The organism is Aestuariibaculum sp. M13, assembly GCF_024723255.1.
Classification (GTDB): Bacteria; Bacteroidota; Bacteroidia; order Flavobacteriales; family Flavobacteriaceae; genus Aestuariibaculum; species Aestuariibaculum lutulentum.
In genome coordinates this window covers 1-20,199 of sequence record NZ_JANIAC010000005.1, presented here as the reverse complement: position 1 = coordinate 20,199, position 20,199 = coordinate 1, and the positions used below count along the sequence as shown (strand labels likewise).

Sequence of the window (20,199 nt, the reverse complement as noted above, 5' to 3'; positions counted from 1 at the left end):
ACTACTCATTAAACTAAAATAAGACACTATAACTATTATTAGTAGTCAAAACATCTAAATTATATTTATTAACGTATATTACAAAAAGCCTCACCTCGTGAGGCTTTTTGGCAATTTTACCTTTAACAGTAAACAATATTTTATAATTTAGTAACCCAATATTCAAAAATTACTTTAAAATGAACAAAATCAAGTATTTAGCTGTTTTTAGCTTTTTATTTACTGCGACTTTATTTGCGCAAACTGAGAATGACGAAGACAAATTATCTTTAAACAGCGGTACCATTGATAACCAATTTGAATATGCTATTCAGCGTTCCAATAATTACCAAGACTATAAAGTAATTAAAAAAACTTGGCTTTACACTTTAAAAGCACATACTCTGGATTCTCTTAATGCTATTCAAAAAAATCTTAACGACACCAAAGCTGTTGTTAATACTCAAGCAAAAGAAATAGACAATTTAAAAGCCAGCCTTTCTGAAACTCAAAACACTCTTAATGAAACCAATTTAGAAAAAGATAGCATGTCTTTATTTGGTATACAAATGAGTAAAGGCAGTTACAATGTACTTATGTGGTCTATTATCGGTGGGCTATTAGTGTTATTAGTGGTATTTATTTATAAATTTAAAAATAGTAATATTATTACCACTGAAGCCAGAAAAGCTCTTTCTGAAATAGAAGAGGAATTTGAAGAACACAGAAAAGTTGCCTTAGAGCGTGAGCAAAAAGTAAGACGTCAGCTTCAGGATGAAATCAACAAACACAAAAAGATTTAATTCTTTATAAAAACAACAAAAAAAGCCGGAGTTTACACTCCGGCTTTTTTTGTTGTTTTCTTAAACACCCAATCGTTTTAAAACCTCATCCTTATAGGTTTCTCCAATAGGTATTTGTACTTTCTCTATAACCAGTTTGGTTTTTTGTAGTGCTTTAATAAAATTGATATTTACCGCATACGAGCGATGTACCCTAATAAAATGTTTTGCCGGTAATTTATCTAAAATATCCTTAAAACTCGATAAGGTTAAAATGGCTTTATCAGATTCTGAAGTATATATTTTGATATAGTCTTTAAGCCCTTGGATGTACTTTATACTTTCAGTGTTAATCTTAATATTTTCATACTCCGATTTTACAAAAATAAAATCATTTTCAACTGTCGATACAGATTCAGTTGAAGGCTTTTCAACTCTCAAGGTACTTACCTGCTCCAATTCGTACTTCTCCTTAGCTCGTAAAACAGCTTTTAAAAACCTATGAAACGGTATAGGCTTCACCAGATAATCGGTCGCATTTAAGTTAAAACCGTCCAAGGCATACTGCGGATAAGCGGTGGTAAATATAAACTGAGGAATACTATCCAGCGTTTTCACTAAATCAATTCCTGTAAGGTTTGGCATTTCAATATCTAAAAACACCAAATCGACATGTTGTCTGTTTATTAAAGTAATTGCTTCTAAGGGATTGGTACATTTTGCAACAATCTCTAAGCCTGCAATTTGCTTTACATAAGACTCAATAACATCGACCGCTAAAGGTTCATCGTCTATAATTACACATTTCATGTACGCTTTCCGTTTTAATTAGCTTAACTTCAAAGTTAAATCTACAGTAAAATGTTCACCAGTGTCTTCAACTTCTAAATTATGTTTTCCAGGGTAAAGCAAATCTAACCGTTCTCTGGTATTTTTTAATCCTATTCCTGAATGATTCCGATCTACTTTTGTTCTACCAATTAAATTTACACATTTAAAATGCAACTCGTCTTCATTAATATTAATTTCAATTTTCACCTCTGTATTGCCTTTAAAATCTGTGCCGTATTTAAAAGCGTTTTCTATGAATGAAATAAGTAACAACGGACGAATTTTTTGATTGGCTTCATTACCACGAATATTTAAAGTAACATTTTCATTTTTAGCAATGCGTAAACGCTGAAGCTTTAAGTAATTCTGAATATACTCCAATTCCTTACTTAACGGCACGAAATCGTTGTTTGTTTCATAAAGCATATATCGCATAAGTTCGGACAAAGTTATAACAGCCTCTGGCGCATCATTCGATTTTTGCGTGGTTAATGAATATATACTGTTTAAAGAATTGAATAAAAAATGTGGATTTAACTGATGTTTTAAGAAGTGTAATTCCGTCGATGATTTTTGAACTTCAATCTCCTGTTTCTTTCTTTCATTTTTGTTCCATTCACCATACACACGAAGCGCAGTGCCAGTTACCACCAGCAAAATATTAAACACAAAAGGTCCAAGCATTCGAATATGAAAAAATCCATCAGGTTTCTTATCCGGAAACGGCGGCGGGTTTTTAAATCCTTCTTCTAACGGTTTAAAATTCTCCTGAGGCCTGAATTCCGGGCTAAACAAATTAAACAAATAAGTAAGTACAACTACTAAAACCAGTATAATTAATACATACCAAAAGGTTTTCTTTTTAAGTAGAAATTCTGGAACCAGATAAAAATAATTCAAATAAAACAGCATCATATTACCACATACAATAAACATAACCCGCTTAATTAATTGCTCCATTTCTATATGCGGCTGCATTAAATTGAATACCAGAAAAATTGCCCAAATTGAAGCATGAATCAATATTTGTTTGTAATTACGGCTTTCTATAAACGCTGTTTGTTCCATAATGCTAGTTTATGCAATTTATTTGAATATTAAGATCTTTTAACTCTTGAAGTGATATTCTTGGGTTTTGCTTTTTTACTAATTTCTCTACCACCAATGTAGCAACTTTTTGAGCGTCTTCATAATTGCAAAATGATTGATTCTTTTGAATAACCGGTATAAAGTCCTGTTTTATTAAGGTTTTTTGATGATATTGAATACTATAGCCATATCCATTTTTCACCTGATACACTTGCGTTTCAAATTCAGGAATTGGTTTATTAGTTATGGTTTTAAACATTATAAATCCACACAATAATGTGCTTATTACTAAAACCAAAACTATAATGTATTTTATTTTAAATTTCATTTTATCAGGCATAAAAAACCCAAAGCATACTTCCTATTATAAACAATAGTTTGAGATGCTTTGGGGTGTCAATCAAAACTACTAAATCAAATAATCAAATTAATCCCTTTTATATTACTTGTTAATCTTCATCGTCGTAATCCATTTGCGGATAGACTTCGTAAACGTCGTCTAAATACAAGCTTCCGGTACGTCCCATCAACACAAAACCTCTACTTCCATTTGAAAATGCTACCGCATCCTGACGCACTGTAGCTTCTATAGATGTTATATTTTCCCAAACATCGGCAATGGGGTCGTATTCCCATATGGTACCAAGCGCTCCTCCGTAGTACCCTGTTGCAATATACCCCAGGCCATCTAAACTAAACCCTACTGCATTGGAACGAACAATAACATAATCATCTTCTTCATCAAGGTCATTCATTCTTGTCCAGACTTCAGTTTCCGGATCAAATTGCCAGAAATCTACTTTATACTGTCCGTTGCTTATTCCGGTTCCTAAATACACCTTATTATCTATAATAAACGATGTTGCATCGATACGTTTTTCTCCTCCAAAACCAACAAGTTCAGACCAGGTATCGGTTGTTGGGTCATATTTCCAGAAATCCTTTTTATCATTATCTCCATCGTTTCCGGTTCCTATATAACCTTTTCCATTTACTCCAAACTCTACGGCTGCACGTCTTACACCTCCACCAAAATCAGCTTTCTGTGTCCAGGCATTCGTGGTCGGGTTGTATTCCCAAAAATCGCCCAATTCGTCATTACCATCATAACCAACACCTACATAGCCTTTATCATCTATAGCAAATCCAGATGCCGAGCTTCTTCCTGCTCCTGGAAAATCGGCTTTTTGCACCCAATAGTTTCCTTCTATATTATACTGCCAGAAATCGTTTAAATAATCGTCACCATCATATCCAGTTCCCATATAGCCTAAATCGTCAATGGTAAAGCTTATGGCATTACTTCGTGGAGTGCCATCGAACACCGAACGCTCCTGCCAGTTTCCACGGTCTTCACTATCATCATCTCCAGAACATCCTGTAAAAGAAAACGACAAGATTAACATGGCTAATAGAACTGTTGTATTGTTTTTCATAATCAATTTTTTGAGTTGTTTATAGATTGAATTGTTATTCTGCTTTCAAAATCTCCTCAAAACTATTTTTAACATCTCACAACTAAAAACTTAATCGCTATTCCCATAAATAGTCTATACCAACACGGTTTTTTTTGCTACGAACAAGGGGAATCAAGATTAATAGATAAAATTTTAGTGTTTGCCTAGACATCAGCTTATTTGGTATAACATTTTTTACCCGCCTTCATCTATTATATATGTTCGCTTAAATTCTAATTTAATATGACAATCAAACAAACTTTTACACTTCCTATACTCACAATTATTTTATTGTGTTTTTGTGTTGCTGCCTGCAGTAAGGATGAAGAAAATTTCCCTGTAGGTGAAGACTGGATAAACCTTGATACTAATGTTTATTTTATCGACACGCTTACTTTAAATACCAGTACATTTAAATTTGACTCTATCATTGTTTCTGGAACCGAAAGGCTTTTGGTTGGCGCTTACAACGATCCTGTTTTTGGCACAGTAAAAAGCAAAAGCTACATACAATTAGATAATACCGAATACAGCCTGGACAGCGATGCTGTTTACGATTCTATTGCTGTTATTTTAAAATACGACGACTATTTCTATAACGATACCATTCCTGAACAAACCTTTAACATTTATAAAGTAACTGAAGACATCGAATATCAGGAAGATGCAGAAAGCTATTATAACACTTCAACCTTTAAAATTGATTCTACAATTTTAGGAACGAAAACGTTTATTGCAAAACCTAAAAAAGAAGATTCATTACATATTAGAATAAGTGACAATTTCGGAAAGGAGTTATTCAATCAGATTTTAAATAATACGATCAATAATTCCGACGACTTTCAACAAGCTTATAAAGGGATACTTATAAATGCCGACATTAACAATTCTGCAATGTTAGGATTTTTAAAATCAAGCGTAGTTCGTGTGTACTACACCGTTGACGATGAGCTTGATGCCGATGAAAGCGCTTTCGATTTAACCTTCAATTCTACAAATAGTTTTCACAATGTATCCAGTAATAAAACGGGAACCGCTTTTGAAAATCTAACGAGTCAAACAACCTATTTAGAAAGTTCAAAAACCAACGAAAATACTTTTACGCAGGGAGGAACAGGTATTGCCACCCGTATTGACATTCCAAATCTTGAAACCCTTTACGATATTCCCGGCACAGGGGCGATTGCCAATGCCAATATTAAATTGTCAATAAAACAGAATTCAAACACGAAAAACCTGTATACCACAGATTCTCTTTCGGTTTACATTATTGATAAAAAAGCAAATTTAATAAGCACCTTAACCGATAGCCAGGGAGCTACCGTTTTAGGAACCATTATCGATGAAGATACCGAATTCAACATCACGACCTATAACATTCCTGTTAAGTACTTTTTAAACCTAAAATTAACCAATAACAACAGTGACAACTTGTTTTTAGCTGTGTATCCAAAAGATTTCACTCAGTCTGTAAACCGATATGTTTTCTATGGTAATAACAGCACCGATAATTTAAAATCGAAACTCGAAATAACCTATGCAAGCTACGATGAATAAATATATAGTTTTAATAATAACAGCAACTGTAATCTTATCGAGTAAGGTAATAGCACAAACCAACTCGCTATCAAGTTCCCCCTACTCGTTATACGGTTTAGGAGTAAGTAATGAGGTGAGTACTGGTAAAGTTAATGGTTTAGACGGGCTTGCCATTGCCATGCCTTCAAATACCTTTATAAACAGTTCTAATCCGGCCTCTTTTGGAGCTGTTCCTTTAAATTCCTTTTTCTTCGATTTCGGACTTAAGGCTGAAACCAATACGCTTGCCGAAGGTGGCAGCAGCAATTCAAACATCATAGCTAATTTTTCAAACATTGCTTTTGCTTTTCCGGTTACAAAACACTCAGGTTTTGGAGTTACATTAATTCCGCTAACCAGTGTAGGCTATACCATTTCAAATATCAAATCGAATATTGAAGGTAGCGAAAATGGTTATTTTTTAACCGATATAACAGGTAATGGTGGTATTAATGACTTGAAATTGAATTATGGATATTCCATTACAAATAATTTCAGATTAGGTATTACCGGATCGGCTTTATTTGGAAAAATAGAACAAACCGAAACCGATTATTTACCCGCTAACAGTCTAATTATTGAAGATGTTAGTAACTATTCCGGGTTTCGTTTAGGAGCAGGCTTACAATATGATTTTTTAAAAACATTGGCATTTGGAGCTACAGTAAATTTACCAGTTAGTCTAAACGGAAGCAAAGAAAGTACGGTTAACTTATATGATGCCGATGGAAACACCGATTTAAGTGAAACCTACGAAAAAGATATTGATGCTTTTAAATTGCCTTTAGAATATGCTTTGGGATTAAAAACAACTTTCAAAAAGTATCTGAATCTTAACGTGGACTATAAGAAGAGTTTATGGAGCGAAACCAACCAAAGTGATCAATTAGGGAATTATGTCGATCAGGATGTATTTGGTTTTGGTTTAGAGTATGCCGCAGACAAAAAACCTGGAAAGTTCTTTAAAAACATGGAATACCGTGCAGGTTATAAATTCTCTAACGGAAATCTGGAAGTTAATGATTATCGTATAAAAAATTCAACCTTCAATTTTGGCTTAGGAATACCGTTTAATAATGGAACAAGCTCTATGTTAAATATTGGATACACCTATGGCAGTAAAGGACAAATAACCAACGGACTCATTAAAGAGCATTACCATTTACTTTCAATCAATTTAAGTTTGGAAGGTATATGGTTTCAAAAAAGTAAATTTTATTAAACTTGAATATTATGGACAGAAAAAAATTTCTTAAAAACGGATTGTTAGGCTTGGGCACAATTGTCGCCTTACCTACGGCAATGAACTCTTGCACAAAAGAGGATAGTATTGATGCTACCGATGATAACGCTACAGACGGAAGCAACTCTTCAGGTTCTGGAGATTGCATCTTATCCCCAAGTGAAACTGCAGGACCTTTCCCTATTAAAACCCCTGCCGATTTGGTAAGAGAAAATATTGTAGGCGATCGCGATGGAGTTGCCATGCTTATTAATATAACCGTTCAGGATCAAAGTGAAGATTGTGCTCCTTTAGCAGGTGTTTATGTTGATCTTTGGCATTGTGATGCCGACGGCAACTACTCAGAATATGGTGGAACCGGTATGCAATCGACAAACTATACCAATGTGCACTTTTTAAGAGGTCGTCAAACCACCGACAGCAACGGACAAGTATCTTTTATTAGTATTTTTCCGGGCTGGTACAATGGTAGAGCGCCGCATATTCACATTGAAGTTTTAAAAACTAACGGAAGTTCTATTCGTGTGACCCAAATTGCCTTCCCTAAATCGATTTGCGACACGGTTTACAGTACGAGTGCGTATAAAGGAACAGCCAATATGCTTAATGAAAACGATAATGTGTTTTCCGATAGTTTAGAGGATAACATGGCAGATTCCGTAACAGGAGATACAACCAATGGTTATACCTTAACTAAAACAATTGTGGTATAATTATAATCTCGTCGTGAAAGACATGCAGAAAATACTTTAATTCAATTATCTTTGCACTTCTTAAAAAAACATCATGCGCATAGATATTATAACTGTTTTACCTGAATTATTAAGAAGTCCGTTTGAAGCCTCAATTCTAAAACGTGCTATCGAAGCTAATTTGGTTGAAGTTCACTTTCATAATTTACGTGATTTTGCGACCGATAATTATAAAAGTATAGACGATTACCAGTTTGGTGGTGGTGCAGGTATGGTAATGATGATTGAACCTATCGACAAATGTATTTCGGCATTAAAAGCAGAACGCGATTACGACGAAATTATTTATATGACGCCCGATGGTGAAACCTTAAAACAAGGTATTGCCAATCAGTTGTCATTGAAAGAAAACATTATTATTCTTTGCGGACATTACAAAGGTGTAGACCAACGAGTACGAGATCATTTTATAACACGTGAAATCTCTATTGGTGATTATGTGTTGTCTGGCGGAGAGTTAGGTGCTGCTGTTTTATGCGATGCTGTTATTCGTTTAATACCTGGTGTTTTAGGAAATGAAACCTCTGCCCTAACCGATTCTTTTCAGGATAATCTGTTAGCGCCTCCTATTTATACCAAGCCTCGAGAATACAAAGGTTGGAAAGTTCCCGAACTTTTATTTAGTGGTAATCTTCCTGAAATTGAAAAATGGCGTGAAGACCAGGCTTACCAAAGAACCAAAGAACGACGTCCCGATTTACTGGATGAATAATTTATTTTGTGTTAAGGATAGCAGTGACATCCTTTTGCAACGCAAAAGATATAGCGTATAGCCTAACCCGTAGCCTAAGCGCAGGGTAACACCCTAAAAAAGCATAAAACTTTTAAATTTATACTTTTAACTTATAACTTTTTAATTATCTTTGCACCCTGTTTCGGGTTAACCTCTGGCGAAAATCGTGTATGTTGTTCTGAATTAACTATTTAAAAAATAAAGATATGGAATCTTTAGTAAAATTTGTACAAGACGAATTTGTAGCAAAAAAAGACTTTCCAGAGTTTGGAGCTGGAGACACAATTACTGTGTATTACGAAATTAAAGAGGGTAACAAAACACGTACTCAGTTCTTTAGAGGTGTTGTTATTCAAAGAAGAGGTTCAGGTGCATCTGAAACTTTTACAATTAGAAAAATGTCTGGAACTGTAGGTGTAGAGCGTATCTTCCCTATTAACTTACCAGCATTACAAAAAATTGAAGTTAATAAACGTGGTAAAGTTCGTAGAGCTAGAATTTTCTACTTTAGAGGACTTACTGGTAAAAAAGCTAGAATTAAAGAGCGTAGACACTAATCTGTCGCCTTTAAAAGCATCGAAAAGCCTTGATTTATATCAAGGCTTTTTTTATTAACAATTGTTCACAACTTGTGTTTATAATAAGTTGATAATTAAATGGTTAAAAAAATTGCAATTCTTTATTTTTTGATGTATATTAGCATAAGTTAATAATAAATCAACAGGTTGCTTTGCGAAACACCTGTTGTACGTTATAAACTAAATAAGATAACGTTCACATTTTTAATTGTTTTTTGAGGTTTTTACCGTATCATGTGTAAGCATGTACCAAGAAACCATGAGATTATAAAAGACTATTTAGAAATAAATAGACACTGAATAATTGAAAGTCTAAACAAAACCACGATTCTAAACCAATCATGCGTTTGTTACAAGACAATGCTTTATAAAAGCTTATCGTTAGTAGCGAATAGTAAAAAGTAAATGCATCAAGAAAAACAATTTTTCGGAACATTTAGTAATAGGTCAATACATTTTGAAAATTACATGAAATGTTTCATTTAAAATAGCAACACTTGAATTGTAAAGGTTTAATGAAAATTTGAACTGATTTAGCGAAATCTAATTGATTAAGTCCTGCTATTTTAAGAAAGCCATGTCAGAGTAGATTAAGTTCTGCAGTGATATGGCTTTTGTTTTTTTAGTTACCTGCCCTTTTCTTTAAAAAATTCGTAGTGCTTTCCTTCTTTTTTAAGGTTCTCTAAAAACTTCCTCTTGGAACCCTTTTAGTTTAAACGATTAATCATAAATAATCATCTATTTTTGTATATTCGCAACTCGAAAAAAATACCTAAGTTTTTTCTAATTCATTAAACTAAGTAAAATTTAAAAAAATCACTCAAGTAATGTCTAATATAATTTATACAAAAACTGATGAAGCTCCAGCTTTAGCTACGCGTTCATTCTTACCTATTGTTAAAGCTTTCGTTAAATCTTCAGGAATTAATATCGAAACTAAAGATATTTCTTTAGCGGCTAGAATCTTAGCTGTTTTCCCTGACTTTTTAAACGAAGATCAAAGAGTTTCAGATGATTTAGCACTACTAGGTGAATTAGCAAAGAAGCCAGAAGCAAACATTATTAAATTACCTAATATCAGTGCTTCTATTCCGCAGTTAAAAGCCGCTATAAAAGAATTACAAGCTCAGGGGTTTGCTATTCCTAACTACCCTGATGAGCCAGCAAACGATGCTGAAAAAGATATAAAGTCACGTTACGACAAAATTAAAGGTAGTGCTGTAAACCCAGTATTACGTGAAGGTAACTCAGACAGACGTGCTCCTAAGGCCGTTAAAAACTACGCAAAAAACAATCCACACTCTATGGGTGCCTGGACAAAAGATTCTAAAACGCATGTAGCAACTATGGAATCTGGTGATTTCGCTCACAACGAAAAATCATTAACCTTACCGGAAGCAACAACTATTAAAATTGTTCATACAGACGATAATGGTACTGAAACAGTATTAAAAGATAGCTTCGCTATTCAAAAAGGTGAAATTATTGATGCTACTGTAATGAATAAAAAAGCTTTAATCAGCTTTTTTGAAAACCAAGTAGCCGATGCTAAAGCTAACAATGTATTGTTTTCATTACATATGAAAGCAACCATGATGAAAGTTAGTGACCCTATTATTTTTGGTTACGCTGTAAAAATCTTCTTTAAAGATGTATTCGCTAAGCATGGAGAAACTTTAGAGCAAATTGGTGTTGACGTAAATAGTGGTTTTGGAAACTTAGTTGAAAAATTACAAGAGTTACCAGAAGCAAAACGTAACGAAATTCAAGCTGATATCGACGCTGTTTTTGCTAACGGACCAGCTTTAGCTATGGTAAACAGTGATAAAGGCATTACTAACTTACACGTACCAAGTGATGTTATTATCGATGCGTCTATGCCTGCCATGATTCGTACATCTGGGCAAATGTGGAATGCTGAAGGTAAATTACAAGATACTAAAGCAGTAATTCCAGATAGTAGCTATGCAGGTGTTTATGCTGCAACTATCGATTTCTGTAAAGAAAACGGTGCTTTCGATCCAACCACTATGGGAACTGTTCCTAACGTTGGTTTAATGGCTCAAAAAGCTGAAGAATACGGATCACACGATAAAACATTCGAAATCGCATCTAACGGAAAAGTATCTGTTATTGATGCGAACGGAAATACTTTATTAGAGCACACGGTTGAAGAGGGTGATATCTGGAGAATGTGTCAAACTAAAGATGCTCCTATTCAGGACTGGGTAAAATTAGCGGTTACTAGAGCTAAAGCCTCAGAAACTCCTGCAGTATTCTGGTTAGACCAAAACAGAGCTCACGACGCTGAGTTAATCAAAAAAGTAAATACCTACTTAAAAGATTACGATACAACCGGATTAGATTTAAGAATCTTATCACCAGTTGAAGCTACAAAATTCACTTGCCAAAGACTTAAAGACGGTTTAGATACCATTTCTGTTTCAGGGAACGTATTACGTGATTACTTAACCGATTTATTCCCGATTTTAGAAGTTGGTACCAGTGCAAAAATGTTATCTATTGTTCCTTTAATGAATGGTGGTGGCTTATTTGAAACAGGAGCTGGTGGATCGGCTCCTAAACACGTACAACAGTTATTAGAAGAAAACCACTTACGTTGGGATTCTTTAGGAGAGTTCTTAGCACTTGCAGTTTCTTTAGAGCACTTTAGCGAAGTTAACAATAACGCAAAAGCTAAAGTTTTAAGTGAAACTTTAGATGACGCAACAAGTTCTTTATTAGAAAACAAAAAAGGACCATCAAGAAGTGCTGGTGAATTAGACAACAGAGGTAGTCACTTCTACTTAGCTATGTATTGGGCTCAAGAATTAGCAAAACAAACAAAAGATGCTGATTTAAAAGCTGAATTCGAGCCAATTGCTAAACAATTAGCCGAAAACGAAGTAGAAATTATTAAGGAGCTAACCGATATTCAAGGGAAACCTGTAAGTATTGGTGGTTATTACGAACCAAGCGAAGAATTAGTGAATCAAGTAATGCGACCAAGTGCTACACTTAATAGCATTTTAGCTTAATTGAATTATTACATTTATAAAAAAAGCTCCTAGAAATGGGAGCTTTTTTTATTTCTTTAAACTTAAGAAAATGACAGAAACTACAAGTGAATTTAAAATGTTAAAATAAAAAAAAGTGTATTTTTGGTGCATGAGTTTTACTAAAACAACCGAACAGGATTCCAATTACAATCATTTAGAAAAAATGAGTATAGAGGAACTGTTAAGCAACATTAATAAGGAAGATAAAACAGTACCTAATGCTGTTGAAAATGCCCTTCCTGAAATTGAAAACCTCGTAACGGTAATTGTCGAGAAACTGAAGCAGGGTGGCCGATTATTTTACATTGGAGCCGGAACCAGCGGGCGACTAGGTATTTTAGATGCCTCGGAATGTCCACCTACTTTTGGAGTTTCTCACGATTTGGTTATTGGTCTTATCGCAGGAGGAGATACAGCTATTAGAAAAGCCGTTGAATTCGCTGAAGATTCTCAAACTCAAGGCTGGGAAGATTTGCAAGCTTATACTATTTCAGATAAAGATGTTGTGGTGGGCATTGCGGCATCAGGAACCACACCTTATGTGATTTCAGCACTTAAAGCCTGTAACAAAAATAATATTATAACAGGTTGTATTACCTGTAATGCCAATAGCCCGTTATCGCAAACTGCTCAATTCCCTATTGAAGTAATTGTAGGCCCTGAGTTCGTTACCGGAAGTTCTAGAATGAAAGCAGGTACAGCTCAAAAGCTTGTTCTAAACATGATTACAACCTCTACCATGATTCAATTAGGACATATTAAAGGTAATAAGATGGTTGATATGCAATTAAGCAACAATAAGCTGGTTGACCGGGGTACCAAAATGATTATGGCCGAACTCAATATTTCTGAAGACGAAGCCAAAACTTTATTAAACACATATAAAAACGTACGCACAGCTATAAAAAACTACAACAATGGAAGAAACTAACAGAACAGATAAAAAAGTATTATTCAGAGGTATTAAATTATTAGTATTTGCTTTATTGAGCCTTTTTATGGGGCCTGTTTTATTAACATTTGCTCTATCAGACAAGGAAAACTCCCTTTATCTTCCTTTGTTAATTATTGCTAGTCTTATTTGTGCTATGGCTGTCTTTTTGGTATTTAAAGGCATTAAAATTATTATGTCCAGTATGTTTAAAAAATAACATACTTATTTAGAAAAAGATACTGGTTTAGGTGTTGTTGGGTTATACCCGAAATCTAAATCGGTAATAGATATTTCTAATCCGCTTAAAATATAGTTTATAATTGCATAATGGTGAATGGTGTGACTGTTGGCCTGCGATAATAATGCCCCTATGGTATAGGGGATTTCTATCTTTCCCTGCCCTAAATCATCTGTTACCAAAACAGTTTTACTTATATGGTTGTTAAACGTATTTAAATTGTTTATCAATAATTTCAGGTACGCTTTAGCTTCTAAACAGTCCTGCTCTACTTTTTTATTTCTACTTCGGGCGGTTAAATCAATTTTATTATCTGTATTCAAATTAAAAATACAGTCATAAAAATCCAATATGTGCCTGATATGGGTTCCTATAGATGAAAAATAAGGGGGTATTGATGTGTCTCTTAATTGTTCATTAGTTAAACTATCCAGAATAATTTCTGTTTTTTCAAGAGTTTTTAAAGTAGATTCTATTAAGCCATTCATAGTTTGTAATTTAATCAAATTAATCAATTAAAAAAATACTTACAATATTTAATCTATAACCACTAATATCTAAACTACTATAATTAAATAAGTTATTAAAATTCATTATATTGGTGTAAGTCTTGTTTCATAAAACTCTTACATAAGTTTGGTGGCTTACTTCAAAAAAATAATTACAAATACCTTATGGATGCATTTTGCAATTTACTGTTGCATGTCGTTATATGCACAAGAAATTTCCATAGTTCAATCAGACACCTTTACACCTCAAAAACAATTCTCTTTTAAAACCTTAACTATTAATGACGGATTATCACAAAACAGTGTAATTAGCATAGCCCAGGATAGTATTGGCTATTTATGGCTCGCCACCCAGGATGGATTAAACAGGTATAACGGACGAGATTTTAAGCATTACGATAAACAGTTTGAAGACATTACCCGATCTACTTTCAGCAAACTTGGTAAAGTTTATATTGATAAACAGAATAGACTTTGGATTATTACGCATTCGGGAAAACTAGAATTGTATCAGCCTAAAACTGACGATTTCAAACACATAAAACTTAAGTTTGATGTTAGTAACATATTTCAGGATAAACAGTATAATCTATATATAGGAACCTACAATAAAGGGGTTTTTAAAATTGATGCTCATACCAAGGACACTATTCAATTACTTCATGACGAAGATAAAAACAGAACCATTTACCACTTTTTAGAAGATGATAATAAGCTAGTAGCCACCGGCTCTGGAATTGTTTTGCATATTGGTAAAAACAACGATTATAAAACCATTCCTGTCGAAAATTTAGAAATAACAAATTACAGTACCCTTGAAAAAGGACAGGATGAAACTTTTTGGTTAGGTTCTTTTGGTAATGGTTTATTTTACAAACCAAAAGATTCTCAATCCTTCCTTAAATATGAAAACAACCATATTCCCGGAAATTTGAATATTGAAGATTTATTAATAGACAGTAAGTCCAGGTTATGGATTGCTACATATGGTAACGGTGTTTATTTAATAGATTTTAAAACCAACACCGTTAAAAATTTTAAAGCCAACAAAAACAACCCATTTGCCATTCATTATAATGATATGCTTTCTCTATACGAAGACTCCACAGAAACCATTTGGTTCGGCTCTGATGGTACTGGAGCCAGTTATTACGATGCGCATCTTATAAAGTTTAATATTTTAACCAATAATCAGGTTCCTAAATCGGTAAATGTCGACATGGTACGCTGTATCACCACAGATCGTCAAAACAATATTTGGATAGGAACATCCGGAAAAGGGCTCACCGTTGTCGATTTAAAAAAGGAAACTTATCAAACCTATACCACAGAAAATTCTAATATAGCCAGTAATCGAATTATAAGCACCTGCTTTATTAATAATGACTTATGGATTGGTCATCAAGGCTATGGATTAAATATTCTTGATACCAATGGTACCTTTAAATATTTTCCTGAGTTAAAAAACCATACTGTTTGGCGAATTATTCAAACAACAGACTTCCAGGCATGGTTGTGCACAGAGCGCCATGGTGTTATCCTTTTCGATAAAAACAAAGGGATTATAAAGGAATATAATACTGATAATTCCGATTTAATTACTAATAATATTAGAGCTTTGGTTACTGGAAACCATAACGATATTTGGATTGGAACAGATGATAACGGCCTTTTTAAGTTAAATACTTCTACAGAAACGATTGATAAAATTGAAACTATAAACGACAAAATTAAATCGCTTTATTACGACAATAACACCTTATGGATTGGAACAAACGGAAATGGACTTAAGGTTTATGATATTGAAAAAAACACGACTGAAACCTACACAACTCAAAATGGTTTACCCAATGATGTCGTTTACGGCATACTCCCTGATAATAATAAAAATCTATGGCTCAGTACCAACAATGGTATTAGTAAATTTAATCACATAAATTTCGAAAACTTTAGTGTTTATGATGGTTTACAAGCCAAAGAATTCAATACAGGTGCATATTACAGAGACCAGAATAACACGTTATATTTTGGTGGTTTGGAAGGTATCAACTGGTTTCATCCCGAACAACTTACTTTTAACACCATAAAACCTAAAACCATAATCTCAAAGTTTGAAGTTTTCTCAAAACCAAGAGAATTAGAATCCAGCTTAAATTTAAACTACAAGGAAAACACAATAACCTTTAGCTTTTCAAGTCTTCACTTTTCACAACCAAAACGAAACCAATATAAATACCAACTGGTTAATCATGACGAAAACTGGATAACATCTGGCAATAACAATACTGCCCACTACACCAATCTTCCCCCAAACAAATATACTTTTAAGGTAATTTCCTGTAATTATGATGGCGTTTGGAACAATACACCCGCCACTTACACTTTTACAATTCAACAGCCCTGGTATTTCAGTACTATGGCTGTCATATTATATATTTTACTGTTCCTTATCATAAGTTATTTAGTCTATAGTTATCTAAAATGGCGATGGCATATTAAAATGCAATTGCAATTTGAGCACGACGAAACCGAACGCTTAAAACAACTTGATAGTTTTAAAACCAAACTTTACACCAACATTTCTCACGAATTCAGAACACCACTCACATTAATTACCGGGCCTGTTGAAAAACAACTCAATAACCCCAAACTTTCTGATACAGATAAAAATGAATTAAAACTGGTACAAAGAAACTCCAAGCGTCTTTTAAACCTTGTGAATCAATTACTCGATTTATCTAAATTAGAAACGGGAAACCTAACGCTATCTGTTAGTGAGGATAATTTGGGATTATTCTTAAGGCAGTTAGTAAAAGGCTTTCAATTTAAAGCGGAAGAAAAAAATATAGACTTCACTTATAATATTCCTCCAATTCGCGAAGCCTGGTTCGATAAGGATGTGGTTGAAAAAATTGTAACCAACTTACTTGCTAATGCTATAAAATATGCTCCTGAAAATGGAATAGTTTCTTTCCATGTCAGTCAACAGCAAGGAGAAATTATCATAACAGTAGTTAATAATGGCAATACTATATCCAGTGAAAATATAAGTAAACTATTTCAGCGTTATTACCAGGATAATAAAACATCCGATGGTGTTGGTATAGGGTTATCTTTGGTTAAAGAACTTACGGTTTTATCACATGGTAATATTGTAGCACATACATTAAACGAAGACGACATTCAGTTTACAGTAACGCTTCCTATTGCACGTTCCTTCTTTAATGCTAACGAAATTGCAAACAAGCCTGTTCCTAATACCTTTGATGATTTAGAAGAACAAAATCAATCGGAAAATTTAAAAAATAATGAGAAACCTTTAATGTTAATTGTAGAAGATGATGAAGACATTCGAATATTTCTTAACTCTATTTTTCGAGACGATTACACTATTGAAGAAGCCGAAAATGGCGAACTAGGCATAAAAAAAGCCTTAAAAATTATTCCAGATATCATTATTAGTGACGTCATGATGCCAAAAACCGATGGTGTAATTCTATGCAAGACATTAAAACAAGACGAGCGTACCAATCATATTCCAATCGTATTATTAACGGCTAAAAGTGGAACCACTTTTGAAATTGAAGGTCTAAAAACCGGTGCCGATGATTATATTGAAAAACCTTTTCATAGCGAAAAACTAAAAATCAAGGTCGGTAATCTTGTTGAATCCAGACAAAAACTGCAACAACGCTACAGTCAAAATTTTGAGCTGAATGAAATTGCCGTAACCGGTGTTGATCAACAATTTTTTAATAAAATTCAGGAGGTTTTAAATGAACATATAACTGATAGTCAATTTAATTCGGAAGATTTTAGCAAAAAAATGCTCATGAGTCGCATGCAGTTACACCGAAAATTAAAAGCCTTAACCGGATTAACAACGACTGAGTTCATTAGATCAGAACGGCTTAAGCTTGCAGAAAAACTATTAACCACATCAGACTTAACAGTTTCTGAGATTGCCTATCAGGTGGGCTTCAATACACCATCTTATTTTATTAAATGTTTCAAAGAAAAGCACAACCAAACACCTTCAGAATACTGCTCGAAATAGTTAAAGTTAACATTTTATATACCTTGTTACATTTATCATATCTTCTGTTACATACGTGCTATAGCCATTTCTACTTCTTCTATAATTTTACAACAAGCAACAAAAAATACAATCAGTTATTTATCTCCCTACCCTAAGAACCAAATGTTCAAAACTGATGACATAAAAAAAGAAGATAATCAAACTATCTACTTAAGTATTGATCACCTAAATAAGGGACAATATATACTTAATATTATGCTTGACAACAAGGTTTTAAAATCTGTAAAAATCGATAAGGACACTTAAAAATATATAAAGAAGCTATTAATCAGGGTAAAAAGAGAATAATGAAAATATAAAATTTGGAATTATTCTCTTTTTTTAATTCGCTCAATCATGAAATCAAGATTCACCTTTTTCTTAAGTATAATGCTTTTTATGAGCTATTCATCAGAAGCACAACTCTTAAAAAAATTAAAAGAAAAAGCTCAACAGGCCGTAGAACGGACTGTCCTAAAAAAAACCGATGAAGTAGTTACTGAAAAAACAGAAAATACCATTGATGGCATCACTGGATCTAATAAAACAGACAGCGATTCACAAAAGACAACATCAAATAACGAAGCTTTTGCGATACATACCAAAGACAAAAAGAAATTCTTTAAAGAAGATGTTATTATAAAAATGCACGAGAATGGCAATCTTAATCAAACTCAATATTTCGACGCAAATACAATTGCTGTAAGATTAGACAATCCGAAACAATCGCAACCCGGATTCATAGACAGTGAAGGTTTTATATATACCAGCAATAATGGGGAATATACCAAAAGTTCTATTATAGCCTTACAAAGTCAAGGTATGATGGTACCAACTATGATAATTGATGCTTATAAACTCCCTCCTGAACCTTTTTTGGCACAGCTTCAAAAACAACAAGGTTTAGGTATGACGGCAAACCCATTCAACGGCATTGTAGAATTTGCTTTTATTTATAAACCTGAAAATTTTAGATACAGCGATTTTAAAGAGTCTAAACAGAGTTTCAATGGAAAAAATTATACCAAGTTCACCTTCTTAAATGAACCTGGCTATGACGGCAGTTATGTGCTTTTTGATGACCAGGACAGACTTGTAGAAATATATAATAAAATATCAACAGTAAATCAGTCTACAAATCCTGTAAATATGGCTTCACGATCTCCTGGAGAAAGCTTACTAAACTACAACTACAGTGCCGTTGAAGTAAATCTTCCAGAAGCTAGAGAAGTTAAAATGGCCGGCCAAGGTCTTATGGAAGGCGTAATGGGTAATATCGTAAGAGGAGAATCATTTGAAAAAAATGAAATATATGAAGATAATTACAACACAAATAACTCAAAAGGTATGGTTAAATCCAATCAACAAACGCTCAACAATCATAAAGTTACTGTAAAAGATTTACCCGATTCATATGAGTTTGATTGGAAGTACGAAACAAATATGATCATAGAATCTAATAAAAAAGAAGAAATAAACATGGTCTTTTTAATTAAACAAGGACTCAATTATCAAGCTAGCCAAATAACAGATAATAAATCTAAAGACATGGGTACATCTACTATGATTTTTGACTCAAACTTAAAGACAATGATTATGCTAACTGAAGTACAAGAAAATACAATACTTCAATTATTTCCTATACCAGATACTAAAAAAGAAAGCAATAAACCAACTTATAAAATGACAGCTTTACCAAATAAAACTGTAATGGGATTTAACTGTATGGGAAGTAAAATGGAGGACGACAGATATATTATAACCGTATATCACACCACAGAAGCACCAGTTAAATTAAGTAATTTTCTAAGCTTTAATACAACACAGTCTTCAGACCTCTACGAAATAGATCCCAGAATATTAAAACAATTTAGTGATGGTTTCATTACAGAAATACAACTTGTAGACAAAAAGAAATCAAAAAACAATACAACAATTATAGGTAAATCACTAAAACGAGAAAAAACAGAAATCAAAAAAAGTGATTATCAAGTAGTAGATATGTTTACTGGTAAAAATTAATTCTCTAAAACAAAAAAGCCTTTATCGATAATGATAAAGGCTTTTGTTATTTGAAGTTTTGTGACCAGGCTGGGGTTCGAACCCAGGACCCTAACATTAAAAGTGTTATGCTCTACCAGCTGAGCTACCTAGTCTTTCATAGCTTGCATATCTGTCATTACACAAGGCATATAATAAAAAATCCTCAGTCTATTCTATAAGACTGAGGATCAAAAAAGGCAACGACCTACTCTCCCACAAATGGCAGTACCATCGGCGCTAACGGGCTTAACTTCTCTGTTCGGAATGGTAAGAGGTGAGCCCCGTCGCTATAATCACCTTAAATTTTAGGTTGTTG

General features: G+C 33.5%; 16 protein-coding genes, 1 tRNA gene and 1 rRNA gene. 11 read left to right on the top strand and 7 right to left on the bottom strand.

The genetic code is table 11. From position 1 onward, the window contains the following. Positions 1–179 precede the first annotated feature (179 nt). On the top strand, positions 180–782 hold the full coding sequence (locus NO995_RS15470) for a tRNA (guanine-N1)-methyltransferase (RefSeq protein ID WP_240573422.1): 603 nt from the start codon (positions 180–182) through the stop codon (positions 780–782). A 60-nt stretch (positions 783–842) separates the two neighbouring features. Here NO995_RS15470 and NO995_RS15465 read toward each other — a convergent pair whose 3' ends face one another. The 4 genes from NO995_RS15465 to NO995_RS15450 all read right to left on the bottom strand — a co-directional run bounded on the left by NO995_RS15465 (position 843) and on the right by NO995_RS15450 (position 4,117). Continuing rightward, positions 843–1,571 carry a LytTR family DNA-binding domain-containing protein gene (locus NO995_RS15465; RefSeq protein ID WP_258228290.1) on the bottom strand — a complete coding sequence of 243 codons (729 nt, stop codon included), beginning with the start codon at positions 1,569–1,571 and terminating at the stop codon, positions 843–845. A gap of 18 nt (positions 1,572–1,589) precedes the next feature. Next, positions 1,590–2,660 (bottom strand): sensor histidine kinase, encoded by a 1,071-nt coding sequence (locus tag NO995_RS15460; protein WP_240573426.1) that lies wholly within the window; start codon positions 2,658–2,660, stop codon positions 1,590–1,592. A 4-nt stretch (positions 2,661–2,664) separates the two neighbouring features. Further along, entirely contained in the window at positions 2,665–3,009 is a 345-nt protein-coding gene (locus NO995_RS15455; protein WP_258228289.1) for a DUF4907 domain-containing protein, read from the bottom strand. Between the two features lie 121 nt (positions 3,010–3,130). Further along, positions 3,131–4,117 (bottom strand): kelch repeat-containing protein, encoded by a 987-nt coding sequence (locus NO995_RS15450; protein WP_258228288.1) that lies wholly within the window; start codon positions 4,115–4,117, stop codon positions 3,131–3,133. 264 nt (positions 4,118–4,381) lie between these two features. Between NO995_RS15450 and NO995_RS15445 the strand changes: the two genes are divergently transcribed. The 8 genes from NO995_RS15445 to NO995_RS15410 all read left to right on the top strand — a co-directional run bounded on the left by NO995_RS15445 (position 4,382) and on the right by NO995_RS15410 (position 13,232). Continuing rightward, positions 4,382–5,695 carry a DUF4270 domain-containing protein gene (locus NO995_RS15445; protein ID WP_258228287.1) on the top strand — a complete coding sequence of 438 codons (1,314 nt, stop codon included), beginning with the start codon at positions 4,382–4,384 and terminating at the stop codon, positions 5,693–5,695. After that, complete coding sequence (locus NO995_RS15440; protein WP_258228286.1) at positions 5,688–6,938, top strand: hypothetical protein; 1,251 nt, start codon at positions 5,688–5,690, stop codon at positions 6,936–6,938. Before NO995_RS15445 ends, NO995_RS15440 begins: the two co-directional genes overlap by 8 nt. An 11-nt stretch (positions 6,939–6,949) precedes the next feature. Further along, positions 6,950–7,672, top strand: a complete 723-nt coding sequence (locus NO995_RS15435; protein ID WP_258228285.1) for an intradiol ring-cleavage dioxygenase — start codon at positions 6,950–6,952, stop codon at positions 7,670–7,672. Between the two features lie 73 nt (positions 7,673–7,745). Then, positions 7,746–8,423: a tRNA (guanosine(37)-N1)-methyltransferase TrmD gene (gene trmD, locus NO995_RS15430; RefSeq protein ID WP_258228284.1), complete on the top strand. Its 678-nt coding sequence runs from the start codon at positions 7,746–7,748 to the stop codon at positions 8,421–8,423. 227 nt (positions 8,424–8,650) lie between these two features. Further along, entirely contained in the window at positions 8,651–9,001 is a 351-nt protein-coding gene (rplS, locus tag NO995_RS15425; RefSeq protein ID WP_240573440.1) for a 50S ribosomal protein L19, read from the top strand. An 848-nt stretch (positions 9,002–9,849) separates the two neighbouring features. Beyond that, positions 9,850–12,060: an NADP-dependent isocitrate dehydrogenase gene (locus tag NO995_RS15420; protein WP_258228283.1), complete on the top strand. Its 2,211-nt coding sequence runs from the start codon at positions 9,850–9,852 to the stop codon at positions 12,058–12,060. A gap of 130 nt (positions 12,061–12,190) precedes the next feature. Continuing rightward, entirely contained in the window at positions 12,191–13,012 is an 822-nt protein-coding gene (murQ, locus tag NO995_RS15415; RefSeq protein ID WP_258228282.1) for an N-acetylmuramic acid 6-phosphate etherase, read from the top strand. Further along, the gene (locus NO995_RS15410) at positions 12,999–13,232 is read left to right on the top strand and encodes a DUF6095 family protein (protein ID WP_240573446.1); all 234 of its coding nucleotides are present in this window, start codon (positions 12,999–13,001) and stop codon (positions 13,230–13,232) included. Before murQ ends, NO995_RS15410 begins: the two co-directional genes overlap by 14 nt. Positions 13,233–13,237: 5 nt before the next feature. Here NO995_RS15410 and NO995_RS15405 read toward each other — a convergent pair whose 3' ends face one another. After that, positions 13,238–13,741, bottom strand: coding sequence for a DinB family protein (locus tag NO995_RS15405; RefSeq protein ID WP_258228281.1), 504 nt, complete (start codon positions 13,739–13,741; stop codon positions 13,238–13,240). Between the two features lie 214 nt (positions 13,742–13,955). Here NO995_RS15405 and NO995_RS15400 point away from each other — a divergent pair, with 214 nt between their 5' ends. After that, positions 13,956–17,819, top strand: a complete 3,864-nt coding sequence (locus NO995_RS15400; RefSeq protein WP_258228280.1) for a hybrid sensor histidine kinase/response regulator transcription factor — start codon at positions 13,956–13,958, stop codon at positions 17,817–17,819. 378 nt (positions 17,820–18,197) lie between these two features. Further along, entirely contained in the window at positions 18,198–19,862 is a 1,665-nt protein-coding gene (locus tag NO995_RS15395; protein ID WP_258228279.1) for a hypothetical protein, read from the top strand. 61 nt (positions 19,863–19,923) lie between these two features. Here the strand turns inward: NO995_RS15395 and NO995_RS15390 are convergent. Together NO995_RS15390 and rrf are read right to left on the bottom strand one after the other, a co-directional pair. Then, positions 19,924–19,996: transfer RNA gene (locus NO995_RS15390), tRNA-Lys, on the bottom strand. A 79-nt stretch (positions 19,997–20,075) separates the two neighbouring features. Next, positions 20,076–20,184: ribosomal RNA gene (gene rrf, locus NO995_RS15385) — 5S ribosomal RNA — on the bottom strand. Positions 20,185–20,199 lie beyond the last annotated feature (15 nt).